Source organism: Sphingomonas sp. BK235 (genome assembly GCF_004345855.1).
Taxonomy (GTDB): Bacteria; Pseudomonadota; Alphaproteobacteria; order Sphingomonadales; family Sphingomonadaceae; genus Sphingomonas.
The window spans coordinates 359,265-378,844 of sequence record NZ_SLXN01000001.1 but is presented as its reverse complement, the minus strand read 5'-3'; the positions used below and the strand labels follow the sequence as shown (position 1 = coordinate 378,844).

Here is a 19,580-nt window from a genome sequence, read left to right as displayed (position 1 = left end):
GCCAGCGGCGCCGACGTGACCCGAACTTCTCGTCCTACGACCTTCATCTGCTCCCTTTCCACTCGCCGCCGCCGAGCACTAGCCTCCAGGCGCGAGCGCGCAACCCCGTGATAACACGCGAACCTTGCCCGCCGCTGAAGCGCGGCGGCCAGCTGAAGTCGTGGAGAGGCGGTCGTCCGCCCCTTTCCCGGACGCTATCGCGCGATCGGCACGAAGAAGCGGTCCCCGCGTGACGTCACGCCCTCGTCGACTGCCACGCCATAGGTCGTCGCGATCGTTTCCGCGGTCAGCACCGTCGCGGTCTCACCCGCCGCGACGATGCGGCCATCGCGCAGCAACACCACCTCATCGGCCAGACGCGCCGCGAGATTGAGGTCATGGACGACCAGCACCACGCCCCTGCCCCCCGCCGCCACCGCGCGCAGCCGCGCGCCGATGTCGAGCTGATGCGCGGGATCGAGGCTCGCGAGTGGTTCGTCGGCGAGCAGCCACTCGGGGTCGCCCGCCAGCACCCTGGCGAGCAGCACGCGCGCGCGCTCGCCGCCGGACAGCTGGTCGACCCGCCGGTCGGCCAGCGCCGTGGTCGCGGTCGCCGCCAGCGCGCGCCTCACCGCGGCGCGATCCGCCTCGCCGTCCCCGCCACGACCGCGCCACGGCAATCGTCCGAGCGCGACCAACGTCGCGACGTCGATCGACCAATGCACCTCGGCCTGCTGCGGCAGGAAGCCGATCCGCCGCGCGCGCGCGGACGGCGTCACCGCCCGCACGTCCACCGCGTCGAGCGTCGCGGCGCCAGCATCCGGCATCCGCAGCGCGCTGAGACAGGCGAGCAGGCTGCTCTTGCCCGCGCCATTGGGGCCGAGCAGCGCGGTGACGCGCCCCGGCGCGAACGCCACCGTCACCGCGTCGAGGACGCGCCGGTCGCCGAGCGTCAGCGACAGATCACTGGCCGCCAGCACGCTCATGCCAGCCGCCGCCGCATCGCCAGCAGGAGATAGAGGAAGAAGGGCGCCCCGAGCAGCGCCATCGCGATCCCCAGCCGCAGTTCCGAGGCGCTCGGCACCAGCCGCACCAGCGTGTCCGCCACGGTCACCAGCAGCGCGCCCGCGAGCGCGCTCGGCAGCAGCGTCGCGCCGGGACGATGCCGCGCGAGCGGGCGGACCAGATGCGGCACCATCAGCCCGACGAAGCCGATCACCCCTGCCGTCGCCACGCTGGCGCCGACGGTCAGCGCGACCCCGAGCACGATCGTGCGCTGCAACCGGCGCGGGTCGACGCCGAGCGAACGCGCCGCGGGCTCGCCCAGCGTCAGCGCGTCGAGCGCACCGCCGGTCCGCGCCAGCACCGCGATCCCCAGCGCGATCAGCGGCAGCGCGAGCAGCACGTCGTCCCAGCTACGATCGGTCAGCGCCCCCATCAGCCAGATCACGATCTGCGACGCCGCGAAGGGCGTAGGCGCGAGGCTGATCGCGAGCGCGGTCAGCGCGCCGGCGAGGCTGGTCAGCACCATGCCCGCGAGCGCGAAGAGAATCAGGCTGCCCGATCGCCCCGCGATCAGCGCGAGCAGCGCCATGGTCGCCCCCGCCCCCGCCAGCGCGAAACCGGGCAGCAGCCATGCCTGCGCGGCATAGCCGAAGAACAAGGCGCACACCGCGCCCAGCGCCGCGCCCGACGACACCCCGAACAGTCCCGGGTCGGCCAGCGGATTGCGCAGATAGCCCTGCATCGCCGCCCCCGCGCAGCCCAGCCCCGCGCCGACGGCGAGCGCCAACACGGTGCGCGGCAGGCGCAGTTCGAGGATGATGATCGAGCGCGGATCGGCCGCGCTCCAGGCGTCGAGCGGTATCCACACCTTGCCCGCGGCGAGCGAGGCCGCCGCGGCGAGCAGCAGCGCGAGCAGGAGCCATGGGACCGGCCGCGTCATCCGCGCGCACCGGCTGCCGGGCGCGCGGCGCGGAGTGTCCGCATCGCCTCGACGATGGTCGGACCGCCGCAGTTCAGCAGCCGCGCCGGAAACGCCGCGATCCGCAACCCCGGCGCGAGCCGTCGCAGCGCGGGGTGGCGCTCGGCGCGGTCGCCGCCGCCTTCCGCCGCGGCGACCGAGAAGACGATCCGCGGCGGCGCGGCGACGAGATGCTCGAGCGGCAGCACGTCCCAGCGCGCCAGACCATAGGCCGCGCTCATGTTGCGATAGCCCGCCCGCGCGAGCAGATCGTCGGGCAGCGTACCCGCGCCCGGGACCAGCCCGCCCGGCCCGAAGATGATCGCGGGCAGCCGCGCGCCCCGCACCGGGCTGGCCGCGGCGGTGATTCGCGCCGCCAGCGCGACGCCGCGCGCGGGATGGCCCACCCGAAGCGCCAGATCGCGGACCTGTGCGACGCTTTCCTCCACGGTGGCGGGCACCGCATATTGCGCGAGCGGCACCCGCAACCGCGCGAGCGCCGCCACCGTCGCCGGGGCGACGTGCCCGCCCGCGACGACGAGGTCGGGGCGCAGCGCCACCACTTCCTCCGCGGTGCCCGCGTTGGCGTTGAAGCGGCGGGCGACCGCGCGCGGGATCGAGCTGGCGCGCGCGTACTGCGAATAGGCGCTGATCGAGGCGATCTGCGCCGGATCGGCGACCCGCACCAGCACCGCGTCGAGACAGGGATTGATCGACACGATCCGCGGCGCGCGCGGTGCCGCGGCGGAGAGCAGCGCCGGCGCCGCCGCCAGCAGGAGGATCGCGCCGCGCCGCATCTCAATAGCGCAGCCGCACGCCGCCGTACGCCGCGCGCCCGGGATTGCCATAGTCCACCGCCGCCTCGTAGCGCTGATCGAACGCATTCTCGAGCCTGGCATAGACCTCGATCCGGTCGGTGATCGGCAGCGCGGCGCGCAGATCGGCCAGAACATAGCCGTCGAGGCGGACATATCCCACGTCGACGCTGTCCCCTACCGCGGTGAGTGTCGCGCCCGTGGAGAGGCCGAAGGGCCAGCGGTAATCGGCGTTGAACGTGGTGCTGTGCCGTGGACGACGCAGCAGCGGGCGGCCGAGATTGGCGCCGGCCGACCGGTTCTCGGCGTCGAGATAGGTGTAGGCGCCCACCACGGTCAGCGCCTCGACCGGGCGCAGCGTCAGCGCGAGCTCGAGCCCCTGCGCGCGCGTCCGCGCGACATTGTCATAGATGCCGAACGGCCGATCCGCGCAGATCGGGCCGTCGATCGCCGGGCTGCAGGCGCGCGTGTTGATGAGATCGCGCGAGACGCGGTGGAACCAGGTGGCGCTCGCCTCCAGCGCCCCGCCCAGCGCGCGCTGGGTCACGCCCGCATCCCATCCGCTCGATCGCTCGGGGCGGAGGTTGGGATTGCCGGTGCTGCTGTTGAGCTGGAACAGCGTCGGCGCCTTGAACCCCTCGGACCAGCTGCCGCGCAGCAAGGTGGCGCCGTCATTGGGGGTCCAGGCCAGGCTCGCCGCGCCGACCGTGGCGCCGCCGAACCGGTCGTGGTCGTCGTGGCGCACCCCGCCCGTGGCGGTCACCCCCGCCAGCGGCGTCAGCGCGAGCTGGCCATAGAGGCTGAACAGCCGCGCGCGCCCGCGCTCGGTCGTCCCATAGCCGCGGGTGAAGGCGCGCGACACCTCGCGCTCCGCCCCGAAGGTCGCGCGCGCCCACGCCCCCAGAGCGGCGATGCCCTGATATTCGATCCGGTCGTTGCGTCCGCGCGAGCGATAGGTCTCGCGCGGGGTCGCGGCGCGGTCGTAGCTGACGCGCGCGATATCGGTGCGCGCATAGCCGAGGCGGTTGCGCAGCGCGCCGTCGAACATGGCGACGTTCAGCCCGCCATAACCGACCCATTGTTCCGCGTCGCTATATTCGGCGGTGTCGCCCAGCGTATAGTCGGGCGGCGGGAAGCCGTCGAACTCGGTCCGGCCGTTGGCATAATAACCGCGCAGATCGACCGACACGTTCTGCGTGAGCGTCGCGGTGACGCTGGCGTTGCCGCCATAATAACGGAAGCCGTCGCGCTCGCTGCCGCGCGCGAAAGAGGAGACGCCGTTGGTGCTGTAATAGCCCGCGCCGACGCTCGCCGCGATCGCGCCCGACCGGCCCGAGACGTTGGCAAAGGCCTGTCCCGTTCCCATCGATCCGCCTTCCGCGCGCGCGGAGACGCTGAGCCGCTCGGTCGGCTGGCGCGTGATCAGGTTGACCACGCCGCCGATCGCCTGGCTGCCCCACAGCACCGACGAGGCGCCGCGCAGCACCTCGACCCGCGCGACATTGCCGACCAGCAGCTCGCCGAAATTGAACCCGCCCGCCGGGGAGGACGGATCGTTGATCTTGACCCCGTCGATCAGCGTCGCGGTCTGCTCGCTCTCGGCACCGCGGATGAACACCGAGGTCAGGCTGCCGACGCCGCCGGTACGCGTCACCGCGACGCCGGGCGTCTGGCGCAGCAGGTCGGACATCACCGTGGCCTGGCGCTGCTCGATCGTGGCGGTGTCGAGCACCGTCACCGCCTGCGCCACGCTCGACGCCGGGACGGCGGCGCGGTCGGCGGTGACGATCACCTCGTCGCCCGCCGCGGCGGCGCGTCCCAGCGCCTCGTTGGACTGCGCGCTCTGCGCCTGCGCCGCGCCCGCGACGGCGAGCAGCGGCACCGCGGCCAGAATGAATCGATTCGAGAACACCACGTCTTCCCCCTCACACTCGCGGGCGGATCGACGCGCGGCCCCGTGCCGCGGCGTCGCCGCCCGGTCGTCGTCACGCGAGGGCAGAGACCTCGATCGCCCGGCACACCCCGTCCGCGCGAAGGACAACCGCGACGGGCAGGTCTCCTGGCTCCCGGGTCAGCGCCTCGACTCCGGCCTTCCCGGACCCGAGGGTCCAGTGGCACGCGCGGGAGGAGGCTCGCCGGTCACAGTTGCGGGGGCAGCGCCGGATCGCTTCGCGCTACCGGCTTCCCTTTTGCTTCCCCTCGCGGGGAACCTGTCGCGCCGGCGCCCCTAGGACAGCGCGGCACCGCGAGCAAGCGAATCGCGCAAGGCGGCGAGCAGCGGTACGTCGACCGGCGGCATCGGCAGCGCGGCGAGCGCCGCGGGTCGGTCCCAGCGCAGCGCCGAGGCGGCGAGCGGCGTCGCCACGCCGGTCCAGCGCCGCACGACGTAGAGGAGCATGACCAGCGGTGGCGCCGTCGTCGTGTCGGCGGCGAAGGACAGCGGCGTCGCGTCCGCCGGATCGACCGCGATCGCGAGTTCCTCGCGCAGCTCGCGCACGAGCGCCGCGGCGGGTGCCTCGCCAGATTCGACCTTGCCACCGGGGAATTCCCACAGGTCGCCATGCCGCTTGTGCGCGGGGCGGCGCTGCATCAGGCAGCGTCCCTCCTCGTCGAGCAGCGCGGCGGCAACCACCAGCATCGTCATCGACCGTTCCTTAATCCCCGCGGCGCTATAATGGAGTCATGGCACGTCCCCGCACCAGCCGCTCGCTGCTCCCGCGTCTCGGCGGGCAGATCGCCGCGGGCGAGCATCGGCTGTTGCTCGCCGCGGCGGGGCTGGCGGCCGCGATCGTGGTCGCGCGCCTGTCGCTCTCGCTCGTCGCGCTGATCCCGACGGTCGCCGCCAATCTCCTCACCGCGCGCTGATCGAACGCGCTGAGTTCCCGACGTCCCGCGACCGGCGTGACATCGAACAAATTTGCCGATCAGACTTAAAGCTTTGTCAACTCTGATGGGGGTACATCGAACCCGCTGGAGCCGGACAAGGCTCTTCGGCCGGGTAACTGAAGTACCATTGTCTCGGAGATCGACATGCAGAAGATTCGCGCTTTCCTGAAGAACAGCAAGGGCGCCACCGCGATCGAGTACGGCCTGATCGCCGCGCTGGTCGCCGTCGCTGCCATCACCGCCATGAAGAGCGTCGGCACCCAGCTGACCAACACCTTCAACGGCATCCAGACCAACATGAAGAACGGCGCCTGATCCGGCGACGCTCTGACAGGATGGGGGCGGCGGAACTTCGGTTCCGCCGCCCTTTTCTTTTGAACGCGGGCGATGGTCTCGCCCCATCGTCGAGCGATCATCCCGCGCCGTGCGGGCGCGCGCGGCTCAGCTCAGGCGCCCCATCCGCAGGAACTTGTCGCGACGATCGGCACGCAGCGCGTCGGGGGACATCGGCGCGAGCTCGCCGAGCGTCCGCTCGATCGCGTCGCCCAGCGCGCGGATCGCCGCCGCGGGGTCGCGATGCGCCCCGCCCAGCGGCTCGGGCACGATCGCGTCGATCACGCCCAGCGTCTTCAGATCCTGCGCGGTGACCTTCATCGCCTCCGCCGCATCGGGCGCGCGATCGGCGGTGCGCCACAGGATGGAGGCGCACCCCTCGGGCGAGATCACCGAATAGACCGCATGTTCGAACATCAGCACGCGATTGCCGCTGGCGAGCGCGATCGCGCCGCCCGAGCCGCCCTCACCCACCACCGAGGCGACGAGCGGCACCCCGAGCGCGAGGCAGGCCTCGGTCGAGCGCGCGATCGCCTCGGCCTGACCGCGTTCCTCCGCCTGGATGCCGGGGAAGGCGCCCGACGTATCCACCAGCGTCACCACCGGCAGCCCGAATCGATCGGCCAGCGCCATCAGCCGGATCGCCTTGCGATAGCCCTCGGGCTTGCCCATGCCGAAATTGTGCTTGAGCCGGCTCGCGGTGTCGTCGCCCTTCTCATGGCCCAGCACCATCACGCGCTGGCCGCGGAAGGTCGCGAAGCCGCCGAGGATCGCCTGGTCGTCGCCGAAGGCGCGGTCACCCGCCAGCGGGACGAACTCGTCGAACAGCCCGGCGACATAATGGCGGAAGTGCGGACGCTCGGGATGGCGCGCCACCTGGGTCTTCTGCCACGGGGTCAGCTTGGCGAACGTGTCCTTGAGCTGCTTGTCCGACTTGGCCTGGAGCTTGGCGATCTCGGCGGAGATATCGATCGCGCCCTCGGCACCGGTGTCGCGCAGCTCGTCGATACGCGCCTGCAGCTCGGCGATGGGCTTCTCGAAGTCGAGGAAACTAGGCATCGGCCGCAGCTAGGCGCGCTGACGCAACGCGTCAACGAGCGGGTGGCGCTCGTTGACCAGCTCGACCAGCCGGCGGCTGTCGACATGCGTGTAGATCTCGGTGGTCGCGATATCGGCATGGCCCAGCATCGTCTGGAGCGCGCGCAGGTCGGCGCCGCCCTCCAGCAGGTGAGTCGCGAAGGCATGGCGCAGCACGTGGGGGCTGATGCGATCGGGCGCGATCCCCGCCTCCGCGGCGAGCGCGCGCACCAGCTGGAACAGGCGCACGCGCGACAGATGCGTCGTCCCCGACGGGAACAGGAACAACCGATCGGTCGCCACATGGGCGCGCCACGCCGCCACCGCGGCGCGCGCGCGATCGGAGATCGGCACCAGCCGCTCCTTGCCGCCCTTGCCGCGCAGGATCAGGAACGGGCGATCGGGATGAACCGCGTTGCGCGGCAGCGACACCAGCTCGCTCGCGCGCAGGCCCGAGCCGTACAGCAGCTCGAACAGCGCCGCGAGCCGCAGGTCGGTCGGGATGACCGGGACGCGCGCGAGCCGGTCGGCGATCGCCGCGAACAGCCGGTCGACGTCGGCATGGCTCAGCGTGCGCGGCAGCGCGCGGCGCAGGCTGGGGCGCGGCAGCGCGGGCGACGGATCGTCGGCGCGCGCCCCCTCTTCCACCAGGAACGCGAAGAAGCGACGCAGTGCCGACGCCTTGCGCGCGACGCTGGCGCTGGCGAGCGCGCTCCAGCCATCGGCGAGCCGGCCCAGCGCCGCCGCATCGGCGTGCGCGAGCCCGCCGTCGAGCACCTCGGATGCCAGGGTCAGATCGCGGCGATAGGCGGCGAGCGTGTTCGTCGCCGCCCCCGCCTGCGCCGCCATCATCTCGAGGAAGCGCTCGATCGCGCGCCGGTCGTCGCTCATCAGAGCCGGGCGATCGCCTCGGCCGCGATCATCCGCGCCTCGCCGTCCAGCCCCACCGCGCGCAGCGCCGCCACCACGCGGTAGAGCGCCGCCGGCGGCACCCCGCCCCAGCCGTTCGCCTGCAAGCCGACCGCGGCGAGCAGCACCACCGTTCCCTGCTGGCGGACCGCCACCGCGCGGTCCAGCGCGCGGGTCCAGTTATTGGCGGTGGCGACGGGCACGCCGAAGCGCTCGCCCGCCTCGGCCAGATCCGCCGCCGGCACGTCCCCCAGTCCCGCCAGCGCGGCGAAGAACAGCTGCTTCTTGCGCTCGGCGTTGGCGCCGCCGGGGGCGTAATCCGCCGCGCTGACGCCGCGCGCGCCGCCGTCCGGGTCGGCGAGCAGCAGCATCGCCCAGGCATCCCCGCCCGCGCGCACGTGCGCGCGCCAACGTTGCGCGGTGCGATCCAGCCCGGCGCTCAGCATCGAGGCGATGAGACGATCGGCCTGTTCCACCTCGCCCGCGGGCAGCAGCCGCGCCGCCGCGCGCGCGGTGAGGATCAGCCGGCCATAGCGCGCCGCCGGCGTCTCGGCCGAGTCCCATAGCCGCGTCATCGCCCCCAGCCGCGTGTCGAGGCTGTCGCCGACATAAGCGTCGCGCAGGTCGTTGGCGGCGCGAGCGAACGGCGCGGGCACCTCCTCCGCATCGCCCAGCGCAGCGTAGAGATCGACCAGCGCCGCGCTCGACAAGGTGCCCATCGCGGCGGCCCGATCCGCCACCGCGGCGCGTTCGCCGAGCGGGATCGCGGGCGCCAGCGCGCGCCACCCGGTGACCTGCGATCCGACCGTGGCATAGAGCTCGGCCGGGATCGGCACGCCGGTCGCGGTCGCCAAGCCGAAGCGCCACGCGGTCAGCTCGGTGACCGGCGCCCATTCGATCGTGATCGCCTGACGGCTGTTGAGCCCCGCGCCCATCACCTTCTGCGCGAGCTGGAGATCGATGCCGCTCGCGACGCGGCGGCGGCGGATCTCGGCGAGCAGCGGCTGGGTGCGCGCGGTGCCGGTCAGCCCGGCGCACATCGCGCGCGCGACGATCCAGCCGCGCTCGCTGTCCCCGGCACCCGCCGCCAAGGGGCACAAGGCACCGGGATCGGCGGTGGCGAGCGCGGTTTGCATCCAGATCTGGCGCAGCTTGGGCGTGACGCGGTCGGCGTCCACCGACTGCGCCACAGCGCGAGCGGTGACCGATTCGCCCATCCGCAGCAGCAGCCAGGCGCGCTCCGCCGCGAAGTCGGCACCGTTGACGTGCGCGGGGGTCACCAGCTCGGCCGCGAGCAGGCGGCGCAGCGCGATCGACAGCCAGCGCGACGCGATCGGTGCCGAGAGCTGGCGCATCAGTCGCTCGACGTACCGACCGTCGGCGCCCGCGAAGGCGTCGGCGGCGAAACTGTCGCTGGGGCCGACCTGTGCCAGCGAGCGGCGCGCGAAGGCGGGCATCTCGTAGCGCGGCGCGGCGGGGGTCGCGCTCGGCGTCGGCGACGGCATCACCAACGGCGGCAGCGGCGGCAGCGGCCCCGCCGGCGTCGTCGCCGTGACACGCGGCGCGGGCGCGGGCGCGGTGCCCGCCGCAGGGGCGCCCGGCGCGGCAGGGCTCGTGCTCGGCGACGGGACGGGCGTCGGCGCGTTGTCGCCGAAGCCGGGCGGCAGCAGCGACTCGGGGCGCTGCTGCGCCGCGGCGGCGGCACCGATCGCGAGCGCCGCGGCGCCCGCGACGAGCGCGCGCCTAGTTCGCGAGGTTGCCAAGCTCGACCGCCTTCTCGACCCGCGTCGTCGGCTGCTCGGTCGCGCGCCCGGCGAGGAAGAACAGGGCGCCGAGCACGATCACCAGCAACACCACCACCGAGACGATCAACCGAGACATGGATACCCCATCGCGCACGCGCCCAACCGCCCCGGGAGAAGCGCGCGGCGCGCACGCTGTTGCCGGGGCATGAAGGCGCTGTATAGCCCTGCCGACGATGTTGCAAAGCCCGCCTGCCCCGCGCGAACGAGGAGCCGCCTGGATCGGCCAGCCGATCGTGCTGGTCGGGCTGATGGGCGCGGGCAAGTCCACCGTCGGGCGCCGGCTGGCGACACGGCTCGGCCTGCCCTTCGTCGACGCCGACACCGAGATCGAGTCCGCCGCCGGCATGTCGATCAGCGACATCTTCGCGCAGTTCGGCGAGGCCTATTTCCGCGACGGCGAGCGCCGCGTGATCCAGCGCCTGATCGACGGCCGCCCCAAGGTGATCGCGACGGGGGGCGGCGCCTTCGTCAACGATGAGACGCGCGCGCTGATCCTGTCCGAGGCGCTGGCGATCTGGCTCGACGCGCCGGTGGAGGTGCTGGCCGAGCGCGTGCGCCGCCGCGACACCCGTCCGCTGCTGCGCGGACGCGACCCGGCGGCGGTGCTGCGCGACCTCGCCGCCGTTCGCAACCCGCTCTACGCGCTGGCGCATCTTCGCGTCGCCAGCGCCAACGCCCCGCACGAGACGACTGTGCGCGCGATCCTGGAGGCCCTGGGCAGATGAGTGAAGAGCAGACCGGCGCGCCCTCTGGCCGGGGCGCTACCGTCCCCGTGCGGCTGGGCGAGCGCAGCTATGACGTGGTGATCGAGCCCGGCCTGCTGACCCGCGCCGGCGAGTGGCTCGCGCCGCTGGCGGGCCGGCGCCCGCTGGTGATCGTCGCCGACGTCAACGTCGCCGACCATCTCGCCGCATTGGGCGGCGCGCTCGACGCGGTCGGGGTCGGGCATCGCTCGATCGTGCTGCCCGCGGGCGAGGCGTCGAAGAGCTGGGCCACGCTCGAGAGGCTCACCGACCAGCTGCTCGCGCTCGGGGTCGAGCGCGGCGACCATGTCGTGGCGCTCGGCGGCGGGGTGATCGGCGACCTGGTCGGCTTCGCCAGCGCGATCCTCAAGCGCGGCTGCCGCTTCGTCCAGATCCCGACCACCCTGCTGGCGCAGGTCGATTCGTCGGTCGGCGGCAAGACCGGGATCAACGCGCGCGCGGGCAAGAATCTGATCGGCGCCTTCCACCAGCCGCGCCTCGTACTGATCGACCCCGACGTGCTCGACACGCTGCCGGCGCGCCAAGTCCGCGCCGGCTATGCCGAGGTGGTGAAATACGGGCTGATCGACGACGCCGACTTCTTCGCCTGGTGCGAGCGTCACGGCGCGGCGCTGCTCGCCGGCGACCCGGCCGCGCGCACCCATGCCATCGCGCACGCGGTCGCCGCCAAGGCGCGGATCGTCGCCGAGGACGAGCACGAGACCAACGGCCGCCGCGCCTTGCTCAACCTCGGCCACACCTTCGGCCACGCGCTGGAGGCCGAGGCGGGTTTCTCCGACCGCCTACTCCACGGCGAAGCGGTCGCGGCGGGGTGCGCGCTCGCCTTCGCCTTCTCGGCCGCGACGGGGCGCTGCTCCGCTGCCGACGCCGAGCGCGTGGCGGCGCATTGGCGTGACAGCGGCCTGCCCGACGGGCTCGCCGCGGCGGGCATCGACGCGCCGGCCGAGCGGCTGGTCGAGCATATGCGCCACGACAAGAAGATGGAGGCGGGCACCCTGCCCTTCCTGCTCGCGCGCGGCATCGGCCAGACCTATCTCGATCGCGGCGTGGCGCTCGGCGAGGTGGAGGCCTTCCTCGCCGCGCAGCCGCGCGCCGCGGCGAGCGCTTCCGCGACTGCGACCGACTGAGCGGAACGGGGCCGCGGCGCGGCGGTTAACGTGGCTTAGTTTCCCAAGGAGCGAGCCCATGCCCTACGTCAAGACGCGCGACGGCACCGATCTGTACGTCAAGGACTGGGGCGAGGGTCGCCCCGTGGTGCTGATCCACGGCTGGCCGCTCTCGTCGGACAGCTGGGACCCGCAGATGAAGGCGCTGGCCGACGGGGGCTTCCGCGCAATCGCGTACGACCGCCGCGGCCTCGGGCGATCGGGCCAGCCGTGGGGCGGCTATGATTATGACACGCTCACCGACGACCTGAACGACGTGCTCGAGGCGGCGGGCGCGACGCAGGACGTGACGCTGGTCGGCTTCTCGATGGGCGGCGGCGAGGTGGCGCGCTACCAGTCGCGCTACGACGGCAAGGGCGTGATCTCGGCGGCGCTGATCGGCTCGGTCGTGCCCTACATGCTCAAGACCGACGACAATCCTGACGGCGTCCCCGAGGAGACGCTGCAAGGGATCGGCGACGGCATCCTGAAGGACCGGCCGAACTTCTTCCGCACCTTCTTCAAGGATTTCTTCGGCGTCGGCTATGTCACCAGCCCGGTCAGCGAGGCGACGCTCGACTGGGCGTGGCGGCTGGCGATGCAGGCCGGGCTACAGCCGACGCTGAAATGCGCCGAGAGCTTCGGCCACACCGATTTCAGGGGCGATCTCCCCGCCTTCCGCGTGCCGACGCTGGTGCTGCACGGCACCGGCGACAAGACGGTGCCGATCGACGCGAGCGCGCGGCAGGCGGCGCGCGGTATTCAGGGCGCGCAGCTGGTGGAATATGACGGCGCCCCGCACGGCCTGTTCGCGACCGAGGGCGAACGCCTGACGCGCGACCTGCTGACGTTTTTGGGGCGGTGATCGGAGGGGGCGAGCGGATCGTGGCTTCTGGCGCAGGCCCCTTACCCTAAGCGCCTGTCGCCACCCCAGCGACAACGCGCCCCTTCGCCTAACTCGCGAGACGCTCTTCCTCTCCCGTCATCCCGGACTTGTTCCGGGATCCACTCCACCGCGAAAGCAACGCGCACTGAGTGTGCGGAACGGTGGATCCCGGAACAAGTCCGGGATGACGGGAAGGTTTTGCATCTGTCCCGTGAACACCGCCGCCCCCTACCATCCGCCGCCCCTCACTTCAGCGGGACGATCACCTCATCCGGATGCGCGACATTGAGCTCCTTGCGCACCAGCTCGTCAACCATGTCGGGGTTGGCGTGGCGCGGGTCGAGCAGCGCCACGCGGTTGCGCAGCATCTCGCGGCGCGCGTCGAGCGCGGAGAACTGCCGCTCGCGCGCCACCAACTGGCGCTTGTAATCGCCCAGCGCGAGAACGCCGTTCGGCCCCAGGATCGCATAGGCACCGAAGAACAGCATGATCGTCACCGCCAGCGCGGGCAGCGCGGCGGAGCGGAGCGTGGTCCGGAGACGATCGGGTTTGCGGGCGGGCATGGCGGCGCGATTCTCGCGCGCCGCCACGTCCTTGGCAAGCCCAATCAGCGCAGGCGGAGCACGTCGCGTCCGGCGTAGCGCGCCACGTCGCCCAGCTCCTCCTCGATGCGGATCAGCTGGTTGTACTTGGCGAGCCGGTCCGACCGGGCGAGGCTGCCGGTCTTGATCTGGCCGCAGTTGGTGGCGACCGCGAGATCGGCGATGGTCGAATCCTCGGTCTCGCCCGAACGGTGCGACATCACCGCGGTATAGCCGGCGCGCTCGGCGACGCGGATCGCCTCCAGCGTCTCGCTCAACGTGCCGATCTGGTTGACCTTCACCAGCAGCGAATTGGCCAGGCCCTGGCGGATGCCGTCGCGCAGCCGCTTCGGGTTGGTAACGAACAGGTCGTCGCCGACTAGCTGCACCTTCTTGCCGATCGCGTCGGTCAGCGCCTTCCAGCCCTCGAAATCGTCCTCGGCCATGCCGTCCTCGATCGAGAAGATCGGGTAGCGCGCCGCGAGATCGGCGAGGTACTCCGCCATCGCGGCCGGCTCGAGCGTGAGGTTCTCGCCCGAGATGACGTACTTGCCGTCCTTGAAGAACTCGGTCGCGGCGCAGTCGAGCGCCAGCATGACGTCGTCGCCCGGCGTGTAGCCGGCGCGCTCGATCGAGGTCATGATGAAGTCGAGCGCGTCGGTGGTGCTGGCAAGGTTCGGCGCGAAGCCGCCCTCGTCGCCGACCGCGGTGGCGAGGCCCTTCTCGCTCAGCCCCTTCTTGAGCGTGTGGAAGATCTCCGAGCCGCAGCGCACCGCCTCGGCCAGCGACTCCGCGCCGACCGGCACGACCATGAACTCCTGGAAGTCGATCGGATTGTCGGCATGCTCGCCGCCGTTGATGATGTTCATCATCGGCACCGGCAGCACGTGGGCGGCGACACCGCCGACGTAGCGGTAGAGCGGCAGCCCGCGTGCGTCCGCCGCCGCCTTGGCGACCGCGAGGCTGACGCCGAGGATCGCGTTGGCGCCGAGCCGGCCCTTGTTCTCGGTGCCGTCCAGCTCGATCATGGCGTGATCGACCTCGAGCTGGTCCTCGGCGTCGAGCCCGACGATCGCCTCGGCGATCTCGCCGTTGATCGCCTCGATCGCGCGCTCCACGCCCTTGCCCGACCAGCGCGCCTTGTCGCCGTCGCGCTTCTCCACCGCCTCGTGCGCGCCGGTCGAGGCGCCCGAGGGCACCGCGGCGCGGCCGAAGCTGCCGTCGTCGAGCAGGACGTCGACCTCGACGGTCGGGTTGCCGCGGCTGTCGATGATCTGGCGGCCGTGCAGGTCGATGATTGCGGTCACGTAACGATCCTCTTAGCTTGCTGCCCCAACGGCGACGCCGCCGCGTGTAGCGATCACCGCGGCGGGCTGCAACGCGAGGGAACCCCCGGCCCCCGGCGCCGGTTGTTCGACTTCGACCAGGGAAGGATGGATCATGGCCGACCAGCAGGACCGCGACACCGCGCAGCCGATCAGCGACGGCGATATCACGGCGCCGCCCGCCGACGCGCGCTTCACCCCCGCCGCGCCGCTCAAGGACGCCGGCGTCGACTTCTCGCCCGAGAGCGGCGCGGGCGGCGACACCGGCAGCACCGTCGCCGGCGCCAAGCAGGCGTTGCGCGACAATGTCGCCAAGGGCCGTGAACAGGCCGCCGATAAGGCGCGCCTCTTCGCCGAGGACGGCAAGGCCAAGGCGAGCGACGCGCTCGGCCAGCTCTCGCAGCTGCTGCGCGACGCCGCGCAACAGGTCGACGACAAGCTGGGTGAGCAATACGGCCAATATGCGCGCGGCGCCGCCGACCGCGTGCAGGGCTTCACCAGCGCGATCGACGAGAAGAGCGTCGACGACCTGCTGGCCGACGCGCGCGAGCTGGTGCGCAAGAGCCCGGCGGTGGCGGTGGGCGTCGCCGCGGGCGTCGGCTTCGTCGTCGCACGGCTGCTGAGCGCGGGCCTCGACCAGCGCGACGCCTGACCCGATGGAGCTACGTGAACCGGTGATCGGGGAGCCCAGCATCCCCCACCTCGTCGCGCGGCTGACGCACGACGCGCGTGACGTGGCGCGCGCCGAGATCGCGCTCGCCAAGGCCAAGGCCGGTGCGGCGGCGACCCGCTACAAGAAGGCCGCGATGCTGTTCGCGGTGGCGGGCGTGCTCGCGCTCGCCGCGCTGATCACCTTGCTCGTAGGCTTGGTGCTCACGTTGGCGACGCTGATCGGCCCGGGACTGGCGACGCTGGTGGTGGTGGGCGGCGTGCTGCTCGTTGCGCTGGTGCTCGCGCTCGCGGGCCGCTCACGCCTGACCGCGAAGCCGGGCGCATGAGCGGCGCCGACCTCATCGCCGCCGAGGCGCGCGCGGCCGAAGCGCGCGCGCGGCTCAACGGCACCGTCGAGGCACTTCAGGCGGAGCTCGAGCCGCGCCGGCTCGTCAGCGTCGCCAAGGCCGAGGTGCTGGGCGGCGGCAATCGCGCCGCGCGCGCCAGCCTCGAGGCGGCCCGGCGCAACCCCGCCACTGTTGCCGGTGCCGGCGCGTTATTGCTCGCTTTCCTCAACCGGAAGCGGATCGCGCGCCTGCTCAGCAGGAAGACATCGTGACATCAACTTCGTCCGCCAGGCCGAGAGGATAGAGACCATGACCGACCAGCAGAATCACGATCATGCCGACAGCCACGGCCGCCTGCGCGACGGCGTGGACCAGGCACGCGACCGAGCGTCGCACGCCTATGAGAGCGCGCGTCATCGCGCCAGCGATGCGGCGCATGCCACCGCCGAGACCCTCGAGGCCAACCCGCTCGGCCTGGTCGTCGGCGGGCTCGCGCTCGGCGCCCTGGTCGCGGCGGTGATCCCGCGCGGGCAGCGCGAGAAGGACCTGCTCGCGCCGGTGGGCAAGAAGGTGAACGCCGCCGCGCTCGCCGCCTTCGCCGCCGCCAAGGAGGCGGGGCGCGGCGAGATCGAGCAGCTCGGCCTGACCCCCGATGCCGCGCGCGGCCAAGCCAAGTCGCTGTTCCAGGGCGTCGTCAAGGCGGCGACCAGCGCCGGCGCGGCGGCCGCCAAGGCGGGCAAGGAGCAGGTGAAGAGCGCGAGCTGACCCCTTCTATCGCGCGGCGGGTGGCGCTAAGGCCGGTTTCACAACAGGTGAGCGGCATCGCGGCACCGACACCGCACGGGATCAGGAGAGCAGTCGCGCGCCAGTCGCCGGCTGCTCTCGTCCGTTCGGGTCAGGCGGCGGCATCTCTCATCGCTCACCCTCTCAGGAGCCGCCCCATGAGCAAGCTGCACCTCGTCTTCGGTGGACGCGTGACTGACCCGCGCACGCTCGACTTCGCCGACCTGTCCTCGATCGACATCGTCGGCGTGTTCCCGGATTATGCCAGCGCCGAGAAGGCGTGGCGCGCCGCCGCGCAGCGCACCGTCGACGATGCCGAGATGAAATATGTCGTGGTGCACCTGCACCGCCTGCTGGAGCCTGACCTCACGGCCTGAGCCGGAAGGTTGAAGCTGCGGGCGGAGGGTCGCGCCCGCTCGGACGGTCAGCGCGGAGCGCCGCGCGCTCCGGCGCGAAGGGCGAGCGCGGCTGGTCGTGTTGTCGGTCGCTCAGGTCAGGCTGGCGCGGGTGATCACGGTGCGAGACACGACGTCCGGCCCATAGGTCTTCAACGCGGCGGCATGGACGAGTTCGCGCAACACCGGCAATTGCGGCACGAAGCCGTTGGCCTCGCCGGCCAGCGGCGCGGCGAAGCTGGTGCGGTTGACCGCATCGGCGAGCACCGGGAGCCCCGCGCGGACTTCGCGCTCGCGCCGCACCGGCACCTCGATCTCCGCCTCGAAGCTCAGATAGCCCAGGAGCCGCCCGTCGGTTCCCACCAGCGGCGCGGTCAGCGCGCCGACCGGGACGAAGGCGCGGCGCGGCGCCGCGCCGAACAGCCCCTCGCCGCCGACGATATGGCTCGCCTCCAGCCCGCTCAGCGCGCCGAGAAGGACGCCGCCGACGACGACGAGGAGACGACGGAGGAAAGGGGACACCGCGAGGTTCCTTGCGTTCAGTAACGGAGGCTGGCGTCGCGCGGCAGGACCGGCGGCTCGGCCAGCACGATGATGGCGATCCGGCGATTCTCCGGTCGACCGGGCGCGTCGGGATAGACCGGCTGCGTCCCCGCGCGCGCCACGATCTGCGCGAAGCGACCGGGCGAGAGCCCCGCCGCGACCAGATAATCGTGCGCCGCCTGCGCGCGCTCCGCCGAGAGGCGCCAGTTGGCGGGGCTCTGCGCACCCCCCTCGGCGCTGGTATGCCCCTCGACCGCCAGTTGTGCGTCGACCCGCTCGAGCTTGCGCGCCACCCGCTCGAGCAGCGCCCGCCCATAAACGTTGAGCTGCGCGGTCGGCCCCTCGAAGATGCTCTGCTGCGCCGTGTCCATCAGCGTGATCCGCGTGCCGTCGCGCGCGTGATCGACCTGGACCGACTTGGGCCCCGCCACCGTATTGGGGGTCAGCTCCAACGCCACCTTGAGCTCGTCGGCGAGCGTACGCCGGCTCGCCGCCGGTATGTCGGCGGTGCCGCCGCGCGCCGCGCCTGCGGTGCCCGCCTCGGCGCTGATCATCCCGAACGCCTCGGGCTGGTCGCCCTGGGCGCGCCGCAGCCGTCCGCCAGTGCCGGGCGTCAGTTCCTGCTGATCGGTCTGCGCCGCCGGTGCCATCGTCGTCACCGAGGTGGAGAAATATTGCGCCAGTCCCTTCAGCCGCCCCTTGTCGGGCGTGGCGATCAGCCACAGCAGCATGCCGGGCAAGCAGATGGCGATCGACGCCGATCTCTCCGCCGGCATGATCACCGAGGATCAGGCACGCGCCAAGCGCGCCGAGCTGGAGGCCGAGAGCGGCTTCTACGGCGCGATGGACGGCGCCTCCAAGTTCGTGAAGGGCGACGCGATCGCCAGCGTCGTCATCACCGGGATCAACATCCTGGTCGGGCTGACGATCGGCGTCCTGATCCACGGCCTGCCCTTCGGCGAAGCGTTTCGCACCTACACGATCCTCACCGCGGGTGAGGGACTGGTCAGCCAGATCCCCGCGCTGATCGTCTCCACCGCCGCCGGTCTGCTCGTCTCCAAGGGCGGCGCCCGCGGCAAGACCGGCTTGGCGCTGAGCGAGCAGCTCGGGCGCTACCCGCAAGCCTTCGCGATCGTCGCGGTATTGCTGGCGGCGCTCGCGCTGGCGCCGGGGTTGCCGTTTGTCCCCTTCGCGCTGCTGGCGGCGGGGTGCGGGTGGTTGAGCTGGTCGCTCGGCCAGGCGGCGTCGCGGCGGCGCGCCGACGAACTGGCGCTGTCGATCATCGAGGCCGACAAGAATGCGGGCGAGACCGGCGAGCCGATCGCGGCGACGCTGGCGATCGACGCGGTGCGGATCGAACTGGGCTATGCGCTGCTGCCGCTGATCAACGATTCGAACAGCGAGCCGCGGCTCGACGACCAGGTGCGCGCGCTGCGGCGCCAGCTCGCGTCCGATTACGGTTTCGTCCTGCCCGCGGTACGGATCCTGGACAATATGACGCTGCCGCCGCACCAATATCTGGTCTACGTCCGCGGCACGGAGGCGGCGCGCGGCGAGCTGCGGATCGACAAATTGCTGGTGATCAACCCGGGTGGCGCGCCGCTCGGGATCGCGGGCGAGGCGACGCGCGAGCCGGTGTTCGACCTGCCCGCGCTGTGGATCGATCGCAGCCTGCGCGACGAGGCGGGGCTGCGCGGGCTGACGACGGTGAGCTGCGGCACGGTGGTGACGACGCATCTGACCGAGGTGGTCAAGGCCAACCTGCCCGACCTGCTCACCTATACCGAGACGCAGAAGCTGCTCACCGAGGTGCATCGCGACGTCGACAAGCTGGTGGCCGAGATCATCCCCGCCAAGATCACCGTGTCCGCGGTGCAGCGCGTGTTGCAGACGCTGCTCGCGGAAGAGGTGTCGATCCGCGACATACCGACGATCCTCGAGGGCATCGCCGAGGCGATCGGCTTCACCCAGTCGATCCGCTTCATCGCCGAACATGTGCGCGCGCGGCTGGCGCGACAGATCTCGGCGCAGCACGCGCATGACGGCGCTGTCCCGGTGCTGCTGCTGGGGCCGCGCTGGGATGAGACCTTCTCCGAAGCCATCGTCGGCCAGGGCGACGAGCGTCAGCTGGCGATGGCGCCCGACGACGTCCAGGCGTTCATCGTCGCGGTCGGGGCGGCGCTGGATCGCTGGGCGGCGCGCAACGAGATCCCGTGCCTGCTCACCAGTCCTGCGCTGCGGCCGTTCGTGCGCTCGGTGATCGAGCGCGCGCGGCCCGCGACGGTGGTGTTGTCGCAGAGCGAGATCCACCCGCGCGTCCGCGTCCGCACGCTGGGCACGCTGGACGAGATTTCACCCAGCGCCGCCGCGGCCTGAGCGCCGCACCTCCTATA

At 72.2% G+C, this 19,580-nt stretch carries 23 protein-coding genes, 1 pseudogene and 1 riboswitch; of the genes and pseudogenes, 11 read left to right on the top strand and 13 right to left on the bottom strand.

What is annotated here, in order from left to right:
* Positions 1–194: 194 nt before the first annotated feature.
* From EV292_RS01700 to EV292_RS01680, 5 genes are all read right to left on the bottom strand, one after another.
* Positions 195–965, bottom strand: coding sequence for an ABC transporter ATP-binding protein (locus EV292_RS01700; RefSeq protein ID WP_132907455.1), 771 nt, complete (start codon positions 963–965; stop codon positions 195–197).
* A complete protein-coding gene (locus tag EV292_RS01695) occupies positions 962–1,924 on the bottom strand; it encodes an iron ABC transporter permease (protein WP_132907454.1) in 963 nt (320 codons plus the stop codon). The genes EV292_RS01700 and EV292_RS01695 overlap by 4 nt, the downstream gene beginning before the upstream one ends.
* The gene (locus EV292_RS01690; RefSeq protein ID WP_132907453.1) at positions 1,921–2,739 is read right to left on the bottom strand and encodes an ABC transporter substrate-binding protein; all 819 of its coding nucleotides are present in this window, start codon (positions 2,737–2,739) and stop codon (positions 1,921–1,923) included. The genes EV292_RS01695 and EV292_RS01690 overlap by 4 nt, the downstream gene beginning before the upstream one ends.
* Before the next feature lies 1 nt (position 2,740).
* Positions 2,741–4,669 (bottom strand): TonB-dependent receptor, encoded by a 1,929-nt coding sequence (locus EV292_RS01685; RefSeq protein ID WP_243693551.1) that lies wholly within the window; start codon positions 4,667–4,669, stop codon positions 2,741–2,743.
* Between the two features lie 121 nt (positions 4,670–4,790).
* A riboswitch (cobalamin riboswitch) is annotated at positions 4,791–4,971 on the bottom strand.
* A gap of 13 nt (positions 4,972–4,984) precedes the next feature.
* Positions 4,985–5,401, bottom strand: a complete 417-nt coding sequence (locus EV292_RS01680; RefSeq protein ID WP_132907452.1) for a (deoxy)nucleoside triphosphate pyrophosphohydrolase — start codon at positions 5,399–5,401, stop codon at positions 4,985–4,987.
* 38 nt (positions 5,402–5,439) lie between these two features.
* Between EV292_RS01680 and EV292_RS01675 the strand changes: the two genes are divergently transcribed.
* Complete coding sequence (locus EV292_RS01675) at positions 5,440–5,622, top strand: hypothetical protein (protein WP_132907451.1); 183 nt, start codon at positions 5,440–5,442, stop codon at positions 5,620–5,622.
* 165 nt (positions 5,623–5,787) lie between these two features.
* Positions 5,788–5,958: a Flp family type IVb pilin gene (locus tag EV292_RS01670; protein WP_132907450.1), complete on the top strand. Its 171-nt coding sequence runs from the start codon at positions 5,788–5,790 to the stop codon at positions 5,956–5,958.
* Between the two features lie 126 nt (positions 5,959–6,084).
* Here the strand turns inward: EV292_RS01670 and EV292_RS01665 are convergent, their stop codons facing one another.
* Genes EV292_RS01665 through EV292_RS22470 form a run of 4 tightly spaced genes read right to left on the bottom strand, consistent with a single transcriptional unit; the run spans position 6,085 to position 9,843 of the window.
* Positions 6,085–7,035 carry an acetyl-CoA carboxylase carboxyltransferase subunit alpha gene (locus EV292_RS01665; RefSeq protein ID WP_132907449.1) on the bottom strand — a complete coding sequence of 317 codons (951 nt, stop codon included), beginning with the start codon at positions 7,033–7,035 and terminating at the stop codon, positions 6,085–6,087.
* A 9-nt stretch (positions 7,036–7,044) separates the two neighbouring features.
* Positions 7,045–7,944, bottom strand: a complete 900-nt coding sequence (locus tag EV292_RS01660) for a tyrosine recombinase (protein ID WP_132907448.1) — start codon at positions 7,942–7,944, stop codon at positions 7,045–7,047.
* The gene (locus tag EV292_RS01655) at positions 7,944–9,725 is read right to left on the bottom strand and encodes a hypothetical protein (RefSeq protein ID WP_132907447.1); all 1,782 of its coding nucleotides are present in this window, start codon (positions 9,723–9,725) and stop codon (positions 7,944–7,946) included. The genes EV292_RS01660 and EV292_RS01655 overlap by 1 nt, the downstream gene beginning before the upstream one ends.
* Entirely contained in the window at positions 9,706–9,843 is a 138-nt protein-coding gene (locus EV292_RS22470) for a hypothetical protein (protein ID WP_165926994.1), read from the bottom strand. The genes EV292_RS01655 and EV292_RS22470 overlap by 20 nt, the downstream gene beginning before the upstream one ends.
* 97 nt (positions 9,844–9,940) lie before the next feature.
* On the opposite strand from EV292_RS22470, the gene EV292_RS01650 reads away from it, so the two are divergent.
* The 3 genes from EV292_RS01650 to EV292_RS01640 are packed head-to-tail and all read left to right on the top strand — an operon-like array spanning position 9,941 to position 12,541.
* On the top strand, positions 9,941–10,492 hold the full coding sequence (locus EV292_RS01650; protein ID WP_132907446.1) for a shikimate kinase: 552 nt from the start codon (positions 9,941–9,943) through the stop codon (positions 10,490–10,492).
* On the top strand, positions 10,489–11,658 hold the full coding sequence (gene aroB, locus EV292_RS01645; protein WP_132907445.1) for a 3-dehydroquinate synthase: 1,170 nt from the start codon (positions 10,489–10,491) through the stop codon (positions 11,656–11,658). Before EV292_RS01650 ends, aroB begins: the two co-directional genes overlap by 4 nt.
* Positions 11,659–11,716: 58 nt before the next feature.
* Positions 11,717–12,541 carry an alpha/beta hydrolase gene (locus tag EV292_RS01640; protein ID WP_132907444.1) on the top strand — a complete coding sequence of 275 codons (825 nt, stop codon included), beginning with the start codon at positions 11,717–11,719 and terminating at the stop codon, positions 12,539–12,541.
* 266 nt (positions 12,542–12,807) lie between these two features.
* Here EV292_RS01640 and EV292_RS01635 read toward each other — a convergent pair whose 3' ends face one another.
* Both EV292_RS01635 and eno read right to left on the bottom strand, forming a co-directional pair.
* Positions 12,808–13,125 carry a septum formation initiator family protein gene (locus tag EV292_RS01635; RefSeq protein ID WP_132907443.1) on the bottom strand — a complete coding sequence of 106 codons (318 nt, stop codon included), beginning with the start codon at positions 13,123–13,125 and terminating at the stop codon, positions 12,808–12,810.
* Positions 13,126–13,169: 44 nt separating this feature from the next.
* Positions 13,170–14,450: a phosphopyruvate hydratase gene (gene eno, locus EV292_RS01630; protein WP_132907442.1), complete on the bottom strand. Its 1,281-nt coding sequence runs from the start codon at positions 14,448–14,450 to the stop codon at positions 13,170–13,172.
* A 133-nt stretch (positions 14,451–14,583) separates the two neighbouring features.
* Here eno and EV292_RS01625 point away from each other — a divergent pair, with 133 nt between their 5' ends.
* The 5 genes from EV292_RS01625 (at position 14,584) to EV292_RS01605 (ending at position 16,626) form a co-directional block, all read left to right on the top strand.
* Positions 14,584–15,120: a hypothetical protein gene (locus EV292_RS01625; RefSeq protein ID WP_132907441.1), complete on the top strand. Its 537-nt coding sequence runs from the start codon at positions 14,584–14,586 to the stop codon at positions 15,118–15,120.
* Positions 15,121–15,124: 4 nt separating this feature from the next.
* Positions 15,125–15,466 carry a phage holin family protein gene (locus EV292_RS01620; RefSeq protein WP_132907440.1) on the top strand — a complete coding sequence of 114 codons (342 nt, stop codon included), beginning with the start codon at positions 15,125–15,127 and terminating at the stop codon, positions 15,464–15,466.
* Entirely contained in the window at positions 15,463–15,738 is a 276-nt protein-coding gene (locus tag EV292_RS01615) for a DUF3618 domain-containing protein (RefSeq protein ID WP_132907439.1), read from the top strand. Before EV292_RS01620 ends, EV292_RS01615 begins: the two co-directional genes overlap by 4 nt.
* A gap of 37 nt (positions 15,739–15,775) precedes the next feature.
* Positions 15,776–16,231 (top strand): hypothetical protein, encoded by a 456-nt coding sequence (locus EV292_RS01610; RefSeq protein ID WP_132907438.1) that lies wholly within the window; start codon positions 15,776–15,778, stop codon positions 16,229–16,231.
* A 176-nt stretch (positions 16,232–16,407) separates the two neighbouring features.
* Positions 16,408–16,626 (top strand): DUF4170 domain-containing protein, encoded by a 219-nt coding sequence (locus EV292_RS01605; protein WP_132907437.1) that lies wholly within the window; start codon positions 16,408–16,410, stop codon positions 16,624–16,626.
* Between the two features lie 111 nt (positions 16,627–16,737).
* On the opposite strand, the gene EV292_RS01600 is transcribed toward EV292_RS01605, so the two are convergent.
* Both EV292_RS01600 and EV292_RS01595 read right to left on the bottom strand, forming a co-directional pair.
* Positions 16,738–17,166, bottom strand: a complete 429-nt coding sequence (locus EV292_RS01600; RefSeq protein WP_132907436.1) for a hypothetical protein — start codon at positions 17,164–17,166, stop codon at positions 16,738–16,740.
* 17 nt (positions 17,167–17,183) lie between these two features.
* Entirely contained in the window at positions 17,184–17,912 is a 729-nt protein-coding gene (locus EV292_RS01595) for an OmpA family protein (protein ID WP_243693619.1), read from the bottom strand.
* 1 nt (position 17,913) lies between these two features.
* Between EV292_RS01595 and EV292_RS01590 the strand changes: the two are divergent.
* Positions 17,914–19,563, top strand: a pseudogene (locus EV292_RS01590) (FHIPEP family type III secretion protein); the annotation flags it as partial.
* Positions 19,564–19,580: the final 17 nt, after the last annotated feature.